Source organism: Pontibacter sp. YIM B11418 (genome assembly GCF_059278805.1).
In genome coordinates this window covers 444,409-459,541 of the sequence record NZ_JCAEMH010000004.1, presented here as the reverse complement: position 1 = coordinate 459,541, position 15,133 = coordinate 444,409, and the positions used below count along the sequence as shown (strand labels likewise).

At 48.4% G+C, this 15,133-nt stretch carries 15 protein-coding genes; 10 read left to right on the top strand and 5 right to left on the bottom strand.

The features are described 5' to 3' along the window. Positions 1-164: 164 nt before the first annotated feature. Positions 165-1,397, bottom strand: a complete 1,233-nt coding sequence (nhaA, locus tag AC4QZR_RS12465; protein WP_494481200.1) for a Na+/H+ antiporter NhaA — start codon at positions 1,395-1,397, stop codon at positions 165-167. A 411-nt stretch (positions 1,398-1,808) separates the two neighbouring features. On the opposite strand from nhaA, the gene AC4QZR_RS12460 reads away from it, so the two are divergent. Then, entirely contained in the window at positions 1,809-2,198 is a 390-nt protein-coding gene (locus AC4QZR_RS12460; protein WP_494481266.1) for a hypothetical protein, read from the top strand. A 53-nt stretch (positions 2,199-2,251) separates the two neighbouring features. Here the strand turns inward: AC4QZR_RS12460 and AC4QZR_RS12455 are convergent, their stop codons facing one another. Further along, positions 2,252-2,434, bottom strand: a complete 183-nt coding sequence (locus tag AC4QZR_RS12455) for a hypothetical protein (RefSeq protein ID WP_253402186.1) — start codon at positions 2,432-2,434, stop codon at positions 2,252-2,254. A 25-nt stretch (positions 2,435-2,459) separates the two neighbouring features. Then, the gene (locus AC4QZR_RS12450) at positions 2,460-2,825 is read right to left on the bottom strand and encodes a hypothetical protein (protein WP_494481199.1); all 366 of its coding nucleotides are present in this window, start codon (positions 2,823-2,825) and stop codon (positions 2,460-2,462) included. A gap of 326 nt (positions 2,826-3,151) precedes the next feature. Here AC4QZR_RS12450 and AC4QZR_RS12445 point away from each other — a divergent pair, with 326 nt between their 5' ends. Both AC4QZR_RS12445 and AC4QZR_RS12440 read left to right on the top strand, forming a co-directional pair. After that, entirely contained in the window at positions 3,152-3,580 is a 429-nt protein-coding gene (locus tag AC4QZR_RS12445; protein WP_494481198.1) for a hypothetical protein, read from the top strand. A 9-nt stretch (positions 3,581-3,589) separates the two neighbouring features. Further along, entirely contained in the window at positions 3,590-3,952 is a 363-nt protein-coding gene (locus tag AC4QZR_RS12440; protein ID WP_494481197.1) for a hypothetical protein, read from the top strand. Positions 3,953-3,974: 22 nt separating this feature from the next. Here AC4QZR_RS12440 and AC4QZR_RS12435 read toward each other — a convergent pair whose 3' ends face one another. Next, positions 3,975-4,673 carry a trimeric intracellular cation channel family protein gene (locus AC4QZR_RS12435; RefSeq protein WP_494481196.1) on the bottom strand — a complete coding sequence of 233 codons (699 nt, stop codon included), beginning with the start codon at positions 4,671-4,673 and terminating at the stop codon, positions 3,975-3,977. Between the two features lie 704 nt (positions 4,674-5,377). Between AC4QZR_RS12435 and rnk the strand changes: the two genes are divergently transcribed. From rnk to AC4QZR_RS12405, 6 genes are all read left to right on the top strand, one after another. Beyond that, positions 5,378-5,782, top strand: coding sequence for a nucleoside diphosphate kinase regulator (rnk, locus tag AC4QZR_RS12430; RefSeq protein WP_253402196.1), 405 nt, complete (start codon positions 5,378-5,380; stop codon positions 5,780-5,782). A gap of 40 nt (positions 5,783-5,822) precedes the next feature. After that, positions 5,823-6,845, top strand: a complete 1,023-nt coding sequence (locus AC4QZR_RS12425) for a rod shape-determining protein (protein WP_253402198.1) — start codon at positions 5,823-5,825, stop codon at positions 6,843-6,845. 340 nt (positions 6,846-7,185) lie between these two features. After that, positions 7,186-7,722 carry a TetR/AcrR family transcriptional regulator gene (locus AC4QZR_RS12420; protein ID WP_494481195.1) on the top strand — a complete coding sequence of 179 codons (537 nt, stop codon included), beginning with the start codon at positions 7,186-7,188 and terminating at the stop codon, positions 7,720-7,722. Between the two features lie 343 nt (positions 7,723-8,065). After that, positions 8,066-8,602: a YceI family protein gene (locus tag AC4QZR_RS12415; protein WP_494481194.1), complete on the top strand. Its 537-nt coding sequence runs from the start codon at positions 8,066-8,068 to the stop codon at positions 8,600-8,602. 131 nt (positions 8,603-8,733) lie between these two features. Beyond that, positions 8,734-9,669, top strand: a complete 936-nt coding sequence (locus AC4QZR_RS12410; protein ID WP_494481193.1) for a ring-cleaving dioxygenase — start codon at positions 8,734-8,736, stop codon at positions 9,667-9,669. A gap of 33 nt (positions 9,670-9,702) precedes the next feature. Further along, on the top strand, positions 9,703-10,326 hold the full coding sequence (locus tag AC4QZR_RS12405) for an alpha/beta hydrolase (protein WP_494481192.1): 624 nt from the start codon (positions 9,703-9,705) through the stop codon (positions 10,324-10,326). Positions 10,327-11,071: 745 nt separating this feature from the next. Here AC4QZR_RS12405 and AC4QZR_RS12400 read toward each other — a convergent pair. Beyond that, a complete protein-coding gene (locus AC4QZR_RS12400) occupies positions 11,072-12,655 on the bottom strand; it encodes a hypothetical protein (RefSeq protein ID WP_494481191.1) in 1,584 nt (527 codons plus the stop codon). Positions 12,656-13,309: 654 nt separating this feature from the next. On the opposite strand from AC4QZR_RS12400, the gene AC4QZR_RS12395 reads away from it, so the two are divergent. Next, a complete protein-coding gene (locus AC4QZR_RS12395; protein ID WP_494481190.1) occupies positions 13,310-14,578 on the top strand; it encodes an exo-beta-N-acetylmuramidase NamZ family protein in 1,269 nt (422 codons plus the stop codon). The last annotated feature ends 555 nt before the right edge of the window (positions 14,579-15,133 follow it).

Sequence of the window (15,133 nt, the reverse complement as noted above, 5' to 3'; positions counted from 1 at the left end):
TACGCCCTGTACAGGAGCTTTTTGTTTTATAAGGTAAAGCGCCGGTAAAACAGTTGATCCAAAGCCACATCTAAAACAAATAAGGCCTTGCAGGTATACAACTTGCAAGGCCTTATTTGTTTTCAGGCAACCTGGTAACAATAGCAAATATCCCGAGCGGGTACTTATGCTATCGGATTACCTTCTTGCGAAACTGGCTCTTCCCGCGTGATAGGCACCTCAGAAAGCTCGTTCTTGGCACCCATCCTGCTCAGGAACAGGTAGCCTGACAAACCCGCTATAATGGATGTGACAAGTATGGCGAACTTGGCCTGCGTTTGAAAGGCCGGATCATCGAAAGAGAGCAGGGCAATGAAGATGGACATGGTAAACCCGATACCTGCCAGTAAGCCTAATCCCACGAACTGTAACCATTTGGTGCCTGCAGGCAACGAACTTATACCTAACTTCACCGACAGCCACGAGAACAAGACAATGCCGATCGGTTTGCCAACCAACAGGCCGAAAATAATGCCCAGACCCAGGGTACTGGTTAGGCCATCGAGCATGCTCGCCTCAAACGTGATATTCGTGTTAGCAAGAGCAAAAATAGGCATGATCAGGAAGTTGACAGGCTTGACCAGGGCATGCTCCAGTTTCTCAAGCGGAGATTCCTTTTCGTCGGGCGTAGTAGGTAGGGTCAGGGCGGTCAGTACACCGGCAATGGTGGCGTGTATACCTGAGTGATGAATAAAGTACCATATCACGACGCCTGGTAGCAGGTATAGCCATATGTTCTTTACGCCCATCCGGTTAAAGACGATCAGCAAAGCGAATACCCCTGCCGCATACAGCAGGTAGTTCAGGTGCATTTCGTTTGAGTAGAACAGGGCGATCACCACAATGGCTCCCAGATCATCAACAATGGCCAGCGCCATTAAGAATACTTTTAAAGAAAGCGGCACCCTTTTGCCCAGGAGGGTAATCACGGCAATGGCAAAGGCAATGTCGGTTGCCATAGGGATACCCCAGCCATTTGCAGTAGCGGTGCCTAGATTGAACAAGGTATAAACAGCGGCTGGCACCAACATTCCGCCGATGGCGGCAAATATGGGTAGAGCGGCTTGCCTAAAAGAAGACAGTTCACCTTCTACCAGTTCCCGTTTTATTTCCAGTCCTACCAGCAGGAAGAATATAGCCATCAGGCCGTCATTGATCCATAACAGGATAGGGTACCTTAACTGCAGCGCTTCCGACTCATACCCGATTTGCTGTGCGAGAAGGCGTTCGAAGCCTGGCCCAAGAGGGGAGTTTGCGATAAGTAGAGATAGTAGAACGCAGGCCATTAAGATAAAGCCGCCCGCTGATCCGGATTTTAAAAAGTCTCTGAGAGGAGTGAGGTTGATTCTTTGTAGCATGTTTAAAACTACAGAAATCATTCCTTTTATGCCAGCTTGAAGTATTACTTTTGTAAAATTATGAGTTACTATCTTTGCTCAGATCAAAAACTGCTTTAATAAGTCTAATTAGAAGCGGGTGTATAACGCTGCTAAAATCAGGCCTTTTTAACCCTGAGCCTTGCCGTCACGATTGGTAATAGGTATAGCAAACCGGAATCTTACAAGAAGGCCAGAGGCAAAAGGAAATGTTTTAATATAACGATGTTTAAAGCCGCCGGCAGTTTCATTCACCTGGAAGGGATATACATTGTGATTTGTTAACATCTCCAGCAGCAAAGGCCGTAAACTGTATGGTATTATTATAAAGGTCCTATGCAGCAGGAAACTCCCACCGCGGTGGCTGCATCGCTCCCGCCTATACTATGAGAACTGGACGCTACAGCTATCTGTGGAAACGATATAACTTCCTCCTGCCTGTTTGCATCCGCGCTGGTCATCATTTATTCCGGTCAATACGCCTGGATTGCCTTGCTGATGGTGGGCGGTGTTCTTTTTCTTTTCTGGTCTATCTACGGAGAGGTGGTGGGCGCCCTGCTCCTGAACGGTGGAGCCTACAATGCCCTGCTCAACACCACCAGCAAATCCGCGGCCTCTTTGGCGGCTTGCCTCACACTTCTGTCTTACATGGCGACCGCTGTTATTTCGGCCAGCGAAGCCATGCATTATGTGCATCAACTTTGTTTTGCATGGCTCAAGCTGCTACAGATTGAGGTCGACTATACCTGTCAGGCGCTGCAAAGTGCTCCATACCTATACTAATAATCGAAGCCTTTGGGGATAGGGAGCGCTGCAAGTAACCACTCGTGGGCAGGCTAATTGCCCACCGCCGTATGGCCGTCCATCAATTCCCGCTCATAGTACACAAGCTCTTTTGCCAGGGGGTGCTCCAGGTTGGTGCAGTAATAGATGCGCCTGGCGTAGCGTCTCACCGCCAGTTTCAGGCCAGGGTTTACTTTGGCATACACGATAGACCCCTCAGGATATTTATTTTCCATGACGGTATAGCTAAGCTTTATTGTGCTAATTAAGATCTGACTTCTGGTTGGCTTTGGCAGCTTTCTTAGACTGTTTGTCAGCCTCTTTGCGGTTCCGCTGTGCCTTTGCTTCCATCCGGTCGGCACGTTTTGCATGCTTGGCCGCATAGGCAGCCTCCTTGTCGATGCGCTTGGCTTCTTTGGCGTTTGCCTTGGCTTCGCGTGCGTCAGCCTTCGTTTCTTTTCTCAGGTCAGAGGTGTCGTCCAGGCGCTGCTTGTCAGCTTCCGCTTTTGCTTTCTGCTGTTCAGTTTTGCGCTCCTGCTCTGTTTGCGTTGTCTGAGCGAAGGTATGGGAAGAGGCTAGCAGCAGCGTTCCGATGAGCAGCGTCATAAAAAGGGTCTTGTTTTTCATGTTGGCAGGAAAAGGTTTATTCTATTATCCTACTATAGTATACGTTTAAACAAAAGTGCTAACTGTAAATTATTGATAATAAGATATTTATATTTTTAAATACCCCTTGTGGCCATCTCAGGGCACATAGTTGGTTTTTACTGCCGTCTGCCGAAACGGAGTAGGTATAGCTTTCTTGTTTTGCATGGAATAAACCCGTTTATTACTAAACTATTAGCGGCTTTACACTTGTTACGTAGTCTCAACGTCCACTAGGCCCGATGGCCAAAATCGACAAGCCGTCTGGCTGCCCCGCTTTTACTCGTCCCGCTGTTAAAACTTTAACCATGAAATATGACAACGTTAACTACAGCGACTATGCCGCTTACCTTACTGAACTACTGGGAAGAAAGCCGGGCATTATCGAATTGATTAGTTTTGAAGACAATCAGAACCTGATGCTCATAAACAGGCGGTTATTGAAGAATAACGCATACCATATCAGCTTCATAAACGGCATAGCTGTGCCGTTCGTGACGGATGGAATAATTGAAGGAGGTCTGATACAACTGCACAGTCGTGAAGCAGGGCACCGGTTTTACTCTGTTATGTTTGAGGAAAAGGATGCGGTAGAAGAACACTATCTCATACTAGACGCCTCAGTCGAATCGGTTATGATAGGCGGGTTAAGAGCCACGCTGGTACAAAGCGTACAACTGATCACCATCGAAGACCTGGTTCAGCGCTACAATCCCATCATGTACAACCTTGCTTAACTCATAGAAATGACACAGGACCAATTTTACTTTTGCAGCTACAGAATTCTGGAACTCAGAGAAAAGCTACAGGCTACTTATGATGTGCGCAAAAAGGCGCAGGTAACGGAGTCTGCCCTGGCCGACGAGCAGCAGGTGGATTTTGATTCGTTAAAGCAATTTGTTGAGAACAAAACAAACGCTGATAAAAACACGGCCGAGGCCCAGGCCCTGATCAAAGAGTTGGCGGCGCAGGAGGCTAAGATCAGAGCGTTTGTGCCCGTATCGCTCTACAGCACGAAAATAGAGGCTGCACAGCCAGGGCGGCCGCTACTGTATGTCGTGGTAGATCCGCAAAGCATAACCATTGGGGAAGTCAAAAACAACCGATAACTGTAGCTACTCCCGGTAACAGCTATTCCTTTTTGTGTCTGCTCCCGCGCTCCGAGTCAATGGGGTTTAGAAAAGGCAGTTGGATATGGTACCGCACCGCTACCACCCGGATCAGGATGACGGTGAGGGCAGCCAGTAATTCTGTTATGGAGATGGACAGGTCGTACTGATAGCTGATCATATACACGATGCCACCCACAATACAGGCCAGGGCGTAAATGTCTTTCCGGAACAGGAGCGGCATTTCGTTGAGCAAAACATCCCGGATGACCCCACCCACTGTGCCGGTAATGGTTCCCATCATAATGCACACCCAGAAGGGCAGCCCCGCCTCCAGGCTTTTTCCTATCCCGACCACCGTAAACAAGCCCAATCCAATGGAGTCGAACAGAAACAAGGCCCTGCCCCAACGGAAAAGCTGGGTCTGGAATACGATCGTGGACAGCAACGCTATACCTGTTACGATCAGGTAACTGGCATTCTGCATCCAGAAAGGCGGGACGTTTAGCAGCAGATCCCGGGTTGTGCCGCCACCTATAGCAGTTACCAGACCGATAACATAAGCCCCAAACCAATCGAACTGCTTGTTAGCAGCCCAGCGGATACCACTCACGGCAAACGCGAAAGTCCCCAGAAGGTCCAAAATTCTTGTGAAGTCCTGTGCCGAAAGCTCTATCATAATCTTGCCTGCGCGATTAAGGGTGGTCAGCATGAATGCCATTGCCGGGGAGGCGCATGCTCATTCAAACCAACGAAGATAAGGCAGTTTAAGCTACAAGCCAATCACCATTTAACCTGCTCCCACGACCTCAACACCAACCTGTGGTTTTCCTATACCTTAATGGGATATGGCGGAGAGGCTTTGGGAAGGTTACACTAGAAGTTAGGTATAACCAGTTCTGGCATGGACTGCAGCTGTTTCTGTTTTAGCAGGCGGACGACACGCTATACCTGCTGTATAGGGGTAAAGTGGTTGTTTCCTTGCTTTTATGGGGTTTCTTCCGTTACTTTGAAAGATTACTATCATAACCGTGCTGCCACCCAATAGAACAATTCATCTCTTTTCAGAGCCGCTTACAGGCTTTGTAGCGGCATCGCATCACGTATCTCAAAGTGATGTGCTGAATGGTTATTGTCTTTTCTTTTATACAACTCCCAAGGCCTTCATTAACTAAGCCGGAAACCTCCGGCCCCGGGCGAAAGCCACCATACCTTCTCACAGGTTATTCCTGTTTAAAATTCTAAAATTCGCTATTTCACAGAACACCTTTACTAAGCGCAAAGGCCGCAGGTAAGGGAGTTTTTGTGTGTTTGCCTTTTTTAATTCGTCTCCACGCGACACGCTGGAGACTTAGCGTCCGCCGCTGGGGCCGGGCAAGACGCTATACCTGCATGATTTTATAAAGCTTTAAAATTTAAAAATATATGAACCCGATTTATCTAACTGAAAAAGATTTCCAACGACTTCACAGCCTGGTACAGGCGCAGCGTGCGATAAGCGGTGCGCATACCGTAGAAGCGCTCAGTCAGGAGCTGAAACAAGCCAAAGTGGTGGCGTCTGAGGAGATTCCGGAAAATGTAGTGACCATGAACTCGCTGGTGAAGCTGACAGAACTGAAGAGCGGAGCCCAGATGGAGCTTACTGTTGTATACCCAAAAGATGCGGACCTTTCTAAATTCAAGATATCAGTATTGGCGCCTGTGGGCTCGGCCATCCTGGGTTGCAAAGTCGGCGACAAAGTAGAGCGACCGGGGCCAAAAGGTACAATCGTGTACGAGATCATGGAGGTGTTGTATCAACCCGAAGCTGCAGGCAATCTTAACCTTTAGTCCGCAGGTTTGTCGGGAAAGAATTTTTACGCCATAGAGAATGGGTTTTTTAGATTTTTTTAGAGAGGATATTGCCATCGATTTGGGCACGGCCAATTTTCTGGTCATGCAGGGCGACAAGGTAGTGGTGGACGAGCCGTCCATTGTAGCCTACAGCAGATCATCGGGCAAAGTGTTGGCGATTGGCCGGAAGGCGATGCAGATGGAGGGGAAAGCGCATGAGGACATCCGCATTGTGCGGCCCATGAAGGACGGCGTGATCGCTGACTTTCATGCGGCAGAACATATGATGAAGGGCATGCTGGAGATGATCAATGGAGGTAAAAGAAAATTCGGTTCCTCGTTCCGGATGGTGATCTGCGTGCCCTCTGGTATAACCGAAGTAGAGAAACGCGCCATTCGCGACTCCGCCGTCATTGCCGGGGCAAGGGAGCTATACCTGGTGCACGAGCCGATTGCCGCCGCCATTGGCATCGGGCTGGACGTGGAGGAGCCGAACGGGCACATGATCGTTGACATTGGCGGAGGCACAACCGAGATAGCCGTCATTGCCCTCAGCGGCATTGTCTGCGACCAATCCCTGAAGGTGGCGGGCGAAAGCTTCACTGCCGACATTGTGCACTACATGCGCAAGCACCACAACCTGCTCATCGGGCAGTCCACCGCCGACCGGATTAAGCTGGAAGTAGGGGCGGCGCTACCTGAATTGCAGAATCCGCCGGAAGACGTCGGCATCAAGGGCCGCGATCTGCTGACTGGTTTGCCGAAACAGGTATACGTTTCGTATTCGGATGTCGCTTTTTTCCTGGACCGTTCGCTGGCCAAAATAGAAGAGGCCGTGATGAAAACCCTGGAGATGACACCACCCGAGCTCTCGGCAGATATCCACCAGACAGGCATCTACCTGACCGGCGGCGGCGCTTTGCTGCGCGGCCTGGATAAAAGGATTTCCGCCAGAACGAAACTGCCGACCCACGTAGTAGAAGACCCGCTCCGTGCTGTGGTGCGGGGCACCGGTATCGCCACCCGTAACATTGAACGCTTCCGGTTTTTGATGCGCTAGGTCAGTCGCAACTTGCTGAGATAGGGTATAACTTGGCAGTTGCTGGTTTTGCATACCATAAGAACCCCGCTGGAGACAAATCAGTGGGGTTATTTTTTTGGGAGTAGCAAATAAAGTAAAACCCGCAGTCAGGAGTAGCAGGTATAAAGCGCGATTAAGTGTAGCCTGAGGATAGTTTATTATTAAATAATCTTTAAATTTATTCTGCTTACAGGCAGCGGGCTTTTAGTTTGACGGGCAAGCCCTTATTTTTGCATAAAATCAATTCAGGTGCTTTCAGATTTCGCTGCCAGTGCACTTCTGTTTGCATTCTCTTAGAAACCATTAGTCTTTCAACAGAATGTCTAAATCAAAGAAAGAGCATATTTTAGAAACAGCTTTAGACTTGTTTGCCGATCGGGGCTATGAGGCTACTCCCACGAGTCTTATCGCCAAAGAAGCCGATGTGTCCGAAGGGCTCATTTTTAAGCACTATATTAACAAGGCAAACTTACTGGAAGAGGTGATCAAGGCTGGTTACAGGCGTATTACGGACAAAAGCAAAGGTCTGGCCATGGAAAATGAGCCGCTGAAACTGATCAATAGTGTGCTGGATATGCCGCAGCGTCTGGTAGAGGACGAACGAAATTTCTGGCGTATGCAGTTTCGTCTTGTTGATGAGGAGATCGCGCAGAAGCACCACAACCGCTATACCCATTCGGTGATGCAGAAGCTGGTGCAAGCATTCAGAGAGCTGGGCTACAATGATCCTGAAATGGAATCGGAAGTGCTGATGCTGCTCGTGGAAGGGCTCTGGCGACTGTTCGTAAACAACGGTGACAAAGAGCACTGCAGGAAAATGGTGGAGCTGATAAAATCCAAGTACGCCACGCAGTAAAGCTTGGTAAGTATACCAACGCACCATAGGTATAAGGAGCTGATAAAGCTCCTTTTTTTGTGTCCAGTTAAAGGTGTGGTATACCTCAAAGAGTAGAGATAGCAATTGAACATGCTTCTGAGCTACCAGTGTAAGATAGAAACATACTATACTTAATCCCCAGTCCTCTCACATCTGGGCAGATACACAAGAGCAATAAACGTCTGATCAGCTACCCGACTAACAGGAAAATTGAAAGCAAAAGAAACCTTTTAAAATAATTGATGTATATACATTTAAAGTCTATACATTTGTTGTAGATTTGTAGCAGAGAAACATTTAAAACAATTATAAAATTAAGATTATGGCAAACGTAAAATGGTCAGTTGACCCAACCCACAGCGAAGTACAGTTTAAAGTAAAGCACCTGATGATCACCACCGTGACAGGTTATTTCGAGAAGTTCACGGTGGAGGCCGAGAGCGAAGACGAGAATTTTAACGGAGCCGGCAACATTGTATTCACAGCCGATGTGAACTCGATCAACACCAACAACGAGCAGCGCGACACCCACCTGAAGTCAGCCGACTTCTTTGACGCGGACAATCACGGCGAAGTGCGCTTTGTGGGCACAAGCTACGAAAACGTGGGCGGTAACGATTACAAACTGCACGGCGATCTGACTATCCGCAACATCACTAAACCAGTGACAGTGAATGTGGAATTTGGTGGTACCGTGGTAGATCCTTACGGACAGCACAAAGCAGGCTTTACTGTGACAGGTAAGATCAGTCGCAAAGAATTTGGTCTGACCTGGAATGCCGTAACCGAAGCAGGCAGCGTGGTGGTGAGCGACGAAATTAAGCTGCAGGCTGAAATACAGTTGGTGAAGCAGGCTTAAGGTTTTAAGTGTTGTTTCGAATGTGTGGGAATCGGGAGTTATAATCTTCTGATTTCTCACACATATTCGGAATGACATAGAACACCCGGCCCCGCGTATACCTTAATACCAGTTAATTACTTTTCAATACCATGGAAGACAGCATCTTAGGACTCCACCATATCACAGCCATTGCCGATTCGGCGAAGAGCAACCTGGACTTTTATACCAAAGTGCTTGGGTTGAGGCTGCTCAAAAAGACGGTCAACTTTGATGACCCTGGCACCTATCACCTTTATTATGGCGATGAAGTAGGTAGCCCGGGTACCATCCTGACCTTCTTCCCATACCAGGGAGCACGTCGTGGCAAAGCTGGCGCAGGTATGGCCACACACATCGGCTACGCTGTACCCGAAGGTAGCTTCGACTTCTGGATGAAACGCTTTGATGAGCACAAGGTAAGTTACGGTCGCCCTTCGGAGAAATTCGGAGAGCAGTACCTGCCTTTTCAGGACCCGGACGGACTGCTGCTAGAGTTGGTGATTCCTAAGAATGCAGATAACCGTAAGCCCTGGGAAACGGACGAAGTGAAAACCGACGTAGCTACGAAAGGCTTCCACAACGTAACACTCACTTTGCTAAAAGCTGAAAAGACGGCTGCGATTCTGACCGATATCCTGGGCTATACCTTGCAGGACCAGACAGGCAGCACTTACAGGTATAGCACCGATGCGGTGGAAGGTGCTAACATCATCGATATAGTGGAGAATCCGAATATCGGGCGGGGCGAAGGCGGTGCAGGCACAAACCACCACATTGCTTTCCGGGTGAAGGACGAGGAAGTGCTCATGAGGTTCCGTGAGAAGATAGCGAGCAAAGGGTTCAACATCACGGAGAAGATAGATCGTAATTACTTTTACTCCCTCTACTTCCGCGAGCCCGGCGGCGTGCTGTTCGAGATTGCCACCGATAATCCGGGCTTTGCGACAGATGAGTCGGTTGAAGACTTGGGCAAGAAGCTCTTGCTGCCACCACAGTACGAACCGCACAGAGCCAAAATTGAGGCCGTATTGCCGAGTCTGGATTAAAGCGATATTCTGAAATTTAACGAAAGGTATAGCATGTACACACACGAAAAGGACATAGGCACGCAGGGCAAACCCTTGTCAGAAACTGGCAAGGCGCTGATCCTGATCCATGGCAGAGGGGCCACCGCGGCCAGCATCCTGCCACTAGCGCGGGAACTGGAAGCAAAAGATTTTACACTTTTTGCACCGCAGGCCACGAACAACACCTGGTATCCCTATAGTTTCATGGCGCCGACTGATCAGAACCAGCCTGCGCTGGACTCAGCCCTGGAGCTGATCGACGAAACCGTGCAAAGTATACTGGCGCAAGGTATAGCGAGCAAGGATATCTACCTGCTCGGTTTCTCACAGGGCGCATGCCTCACAGCCGAGTACGCGAGCCGGCACGCACAGCGCTTCGGCGGTCTGTTGATCTTCACAGGTGGACTGATCGGGCAGGAACTGAACGCGGGTAACTACAAAGGCAACTTCGAAGGTACCCGCGTGCTCATCACGACCGGCGACCCTGATTCGCACGTGCCAGTCAGCAGGGTGGACGAGACCGTGAAGCAGCTGGAAAGTATGGGTGCCATAGTAACCCGCAAGGTATACCCGGGCCGACCGCATACTATATTGGATGAAGAAATAGAGCTAGCTAAAAAGATAATAGCTTCTTAAGATAAAGTTTGGCTAAAACAAAAAAGCTGGAAGCGCCGCAATGGTTTGCTTTCAGCTTTTTTGTTTTAGAGGACGAACTATCAATTAGAACTATTAATGTTGAAGGTGCTCCATAATTTGAAATCAGTTTCGCATTGTCATACCTGACCCTCCCTTCATCGAGGGCCCCTACTCACAAGGGAGAATTTATGCTATTGCTTTCCTATCTGTCATCAAGAAAAGATTTTGGTTTTGGGTAGGTCAGGCAGTTGCTATAACCCACCCCTGCCCCTCCTTATCTAGGGATGGGAGCTTCTGTTACTGCCAGAGACAGGTATAAGCCTTGTCTTAAGTGCCTCATTTCACTGGCAAGTATAGCAAGACTAACTTGCCACTTCTACTATGAAGCAATTCACCTCAGCCCGGTGCACTAAATGACACTCCACTGTTCGAGCGTTCAGCGAGTTTGGGGAGTCTTGATTTTTTTGCCTACTTTTTTCATCAAGGAAAAAAGTAGGTGCCCGCCGCACAGGCGAAGCTATAAAACAATATCATTTGATATACCTGCAATTGCAGTAGCTAGAAAGCAAACAAGCTATACCTATACCTAGGTAAGAGGCCCCACTATAGCAGACAGGAGCGAGGACGCTCGCGGCATATAATTTCTATACCTGCAACAGCCACTGCTATACCTACAACAAAAAAAGCCCTGCTGGCAAAACACCAACAGGGCTCTTCATTTAAAGTGATCTTTCAAAAAAGCGATTTAATTCTGACTCTCGTAGCCGAAATCCTTAAACGTCTTGGCAATGTTCTCGTCACTCGCTTTGCTCTTATTCTTCCAACTGGCATCAAGTTCCAGCGCTACCAGGCCTTTCAGGTTCATCACCGCTACAAAATCATCCACATCCTTTATAAACTCCGGTCTCCGGCGCGATGACTTGAGTGCATACTTACGGGCAAAGACATCGCCTTTGGTCTGCAGTTCGTTCCGCTTCTCGATGATGTAATTCAGGCGCTCTACCAAGTCTTTGGTGGAGCGGCCAATCACCTCCGTCGCTTCCAGGGTGCCGATGGTCATAACGGTGGTGCCCCCGATGGTCGTGATCTTTTTGCTGGTGGCTGGCTCATCTATCACGACGGGAGCTATTCCCGTTACAGCGCCCATCGAGGCATTGGCCAGGGAGCGACCTTTCTTGCCTTTGCGGGCTCGGTTATATTTCTTCTTCAGATCTTTTTCGGTTTCTTTAAGTTGCTCCATCAGGTCCCAGGCGCGCACCAGCGAGGCGCGGTACTCGTTGTATAGTTTCTGGTCCTTTTCGCCTTCGTTTACGGCATTGAGAATGGTAAACGAAACGGTGCGCTCATCGCGCTTGTTCGACTTGTCCAGCACAAAAAAGGTCATCTCAAAAGCCAGCGAGTCGAGCGGGTCGCGAACAAACTCGTAGCCCGGTCGCCAGATGAATTCGTACTGCGACGGCGTGTTTTTAACCAGGGCAGTAGCAGGTACATTGGCGTTCGTAGAAATGAAGCTGAAAGTGGCAATGTCGGGCTCACCGTTGGGGTCATAGATCTGGAACTTGATGTTCACAGTGGCGTCCTCTTTGTAAACAAAACGCTTCTGAGAAGGAATCATCTGCAGGGTAGGGGGCAGGTCCTGCTGCGTAACCTCCACTTTAAAAGCACCCTTGGTGCGGGCTTTGGCGGGCTGGTCCTCTACGTAAAACTCCACCAGAATCGGCTTGTTACGCAGGCGGTTGAACTGCGTGAGTGATGGTTTCCAGGTAAACTCTCCCTGTGCCGACAGTTTGGCTCCTTCGGGCATCCCCTCGGCAATGGCCACAAACACGATTGGGTCTTCATCTTCGTCCTGCACCGCCGCCGACTCGATGGTATAAGTATTCTGGGCGTTGTAGCGCACATAGAGCGGTTTCAGTTCGCCTACCACGGGCGGGCGGTTCACGTGCTCTACCTTAAAATCCACCACTTGGCTGGTGCTCTCGTCTTTGTCATTGCGGACTTCAAAGATCACCTGCAGCACGCGTCCGCCGCTCAGCCTGTCTACAAAGTCGTAATTGGGCGTCCAAGAGAAATAACCGAGCGAGTCGAAGATCATGCCATCGACTTTGCCCTGCTTGATACTATACCTGAACTCGGAGCCTGTGCCGCCGCTGGCCTGCACCTCAAACTCGAGTTGTTGTCCTTCTTTCAGTACGTTCCAGCCGGGATCAGTCGGGAACTGCAGTTTGATGGCAGATGACTTGGAAGATTTGCCAGAAGGTGCGTCCTGTGCAATTGCTTGGTTGATAAGGATTATCAGTAAAGAAAAAAGAAGTAGACTCTTTTTCATATAAGGTGAATTGTGCAATAGGGTGCTTAGAGAATGCTTAAACTTTCAGGTGCCTTTAGGAGCGGATAGGAGCAGAACTTCAGAATAGTACTAAAGCCGTCTGGCAGCAAAGTGCGTTCTAAAGTAGCGAATGGTGGCTTCCGCTGCAAAGTGTGTGCTATATGAAAGATGAAGTTTGAACATGCTCTCTTAGAAGCCTCTAAGTTAGCAAAGACTTCTGCGTTTATCAAAGCAGGTTTTCCGCTAAAATTTTAAACAACCCTTTTCTGAATAGCAGTAGGGAGAAATACAATAGAGAATTGTACTATGTAGAGAGTTGAAGTCTGCATGAATTGGAATTGAGGACTTACTCACTACACCTTTATTATATAGAGTGAAACTAACCCAAAACAAGCGCTTTTGGTAGGGCAGGGTAATGGCTATACCTGCTTTTTGGCTCTGTGAGTTATCAAAATGTTAATGGAGAAACTGTTTTGCTGCATGTTTTTGCGGATTTAATAAAAAAATATGCATAAAATTTGGTATATAGAAATATAAATGAGTTAATTAGTGAAGGAAAAAGCAGGAATGTCGCGTTAGGTTGCATAAAACTGCGCACTTTACGTTCTATCTACCCTTGCTAAAAGGCAAGGCTATCATTGTAATAAAACCACTATGTATACTTCCTTCACAGTGAAAATGCTGATGAACGGTGCGCTGGCACTGCTGCTCGCGGCAACATCGTGCAAAGCGCCGCAGCAACAAGAGACGGCGCCGGTTGCGCAAAGCGCAGCGACAAAGCCTGAAGCTGCACAAACTCCCATCATAACGGGCGCTGACCAGACCGAGGCTTACCTGCCATACCTGAAGGGTAAGCGTGTGGGCATGGTGGTGAATCCGACTTCTATCATCGGCAACAAACTGAGTGTAGACAGTCTGCATGCACTCGGAGTGAACATTGTGAAAGTATTTGGTCCGGAGCACGGCTTCAGGGGCGATGCACCTGCTGGCATTAAGGTGGAGGACAGTGTGGACCCTAAAACAGGTATAAAGGTGGTGTCACTTTATGGCAAGCGCAACAAGCCTACCAAAGAGGACCTGGCCGATGTAGACCTGATGATCTTCGATATACAGGATGTAGGCACCCGTTTCTATACCTATACTATCACGCTGCACCGGGTAATGGAAGCCTGCGCCGAGAACGGGGTAGAGTTGATGGTGCTGGATAGACCCAACCCGAATGGATTCCTGGTGGACGGCCCTATTCTGGAGCCAGAAAATAAATCAGGGATCGGCATACACCCTATTCCTATTGCGCACGGCCTGACAGTGGGCGAGTTTGCCCAGATGATAAATGGCGAAAAGTGGCTGGCAAACGGCGTGCAGTGCAAACTTAAGATCGTGCCGGTTAAAAACTACAACCACGACATGGCTTACGATCTGCCCGTGTGGCCTTCCCCTAACCTGAACTCGCAGCAGGCCATCCTGCTATACCCATCTACCTGCCTTTTCGAAGGCACCATCTTTAACCACGGTCGCGGCACCATGTTCCCGTTCACCGTGATGGGGCATCCGGACATGAAAGACAAATACGCTTTCAGTTACACACCTACAGGTATAAAAGGCATGGCCGAAACACCATTGCACCAGGACAAGGTATGTTACGGTCTGGATTTGCGCAATTATGATGTCAGCACTTTCCGGAAGACAGGTAGAATTAACCTGAGCTGGATGATGGAGCTCTACCAGGCTTACCCGGATAAGGAACGCTTCTTCGATTTCAAGCAAAGCAACCAGATCGGCAACATCGACAAGCTGGCAGGTACCAAAAAGTTTAAGGAGCAGATCATTGCCGGGGTTTCGGAAGAAGAGATTCGCCAGAGCTGGGAACCAGGGCTGAGCCAGTATAAGCAAATGCGCCAAAATTACCTGCTTTATCCCTGATGCCGGAGGTGTGTCAGATTGAAGATTTTCAGGACTTGATTTTCGGGATTGGGAACAGAGACAGGAACATGCAGTATGTGTTATGCCTTGCGCTGTAACCAGAAAAAGCCGCAGCAACACAGCTCATGCCTCCCGGTGCCTGCATTTTTGAAAAAAATGGTTTTGCCGGATTATGCGGGTTTTGTTTACTGTTACAACATTGGATTTTGAGGCAATTGCAGCTTTAAAATCAATAGAAGCGTTTGTTGGTCGGCAAAGGGAGTAAATTAAAATAATTATTTAAAAATATATTAAATAAGTTTAATTTTGCATGCATGATTCTGCGTTTTTGCGTATAGGTTAATATTGCTGCTTTTCTCTTTTTTAGCTAAAATGATTGCAACAACCTGTGCGCTATAAGCCTTTTTTACTAGTTTTAATGTGAGTTTAATTTGTACCCAAATACAGGGGAGAGAATGTTGCCAGCTAAATTGTATTATGCAAAGTTTTTTGCCGTAGTGCCAAGTTAGCGTCCTGGAGAGAATTAATTCTATGTTTTACCAATAACCAATAACC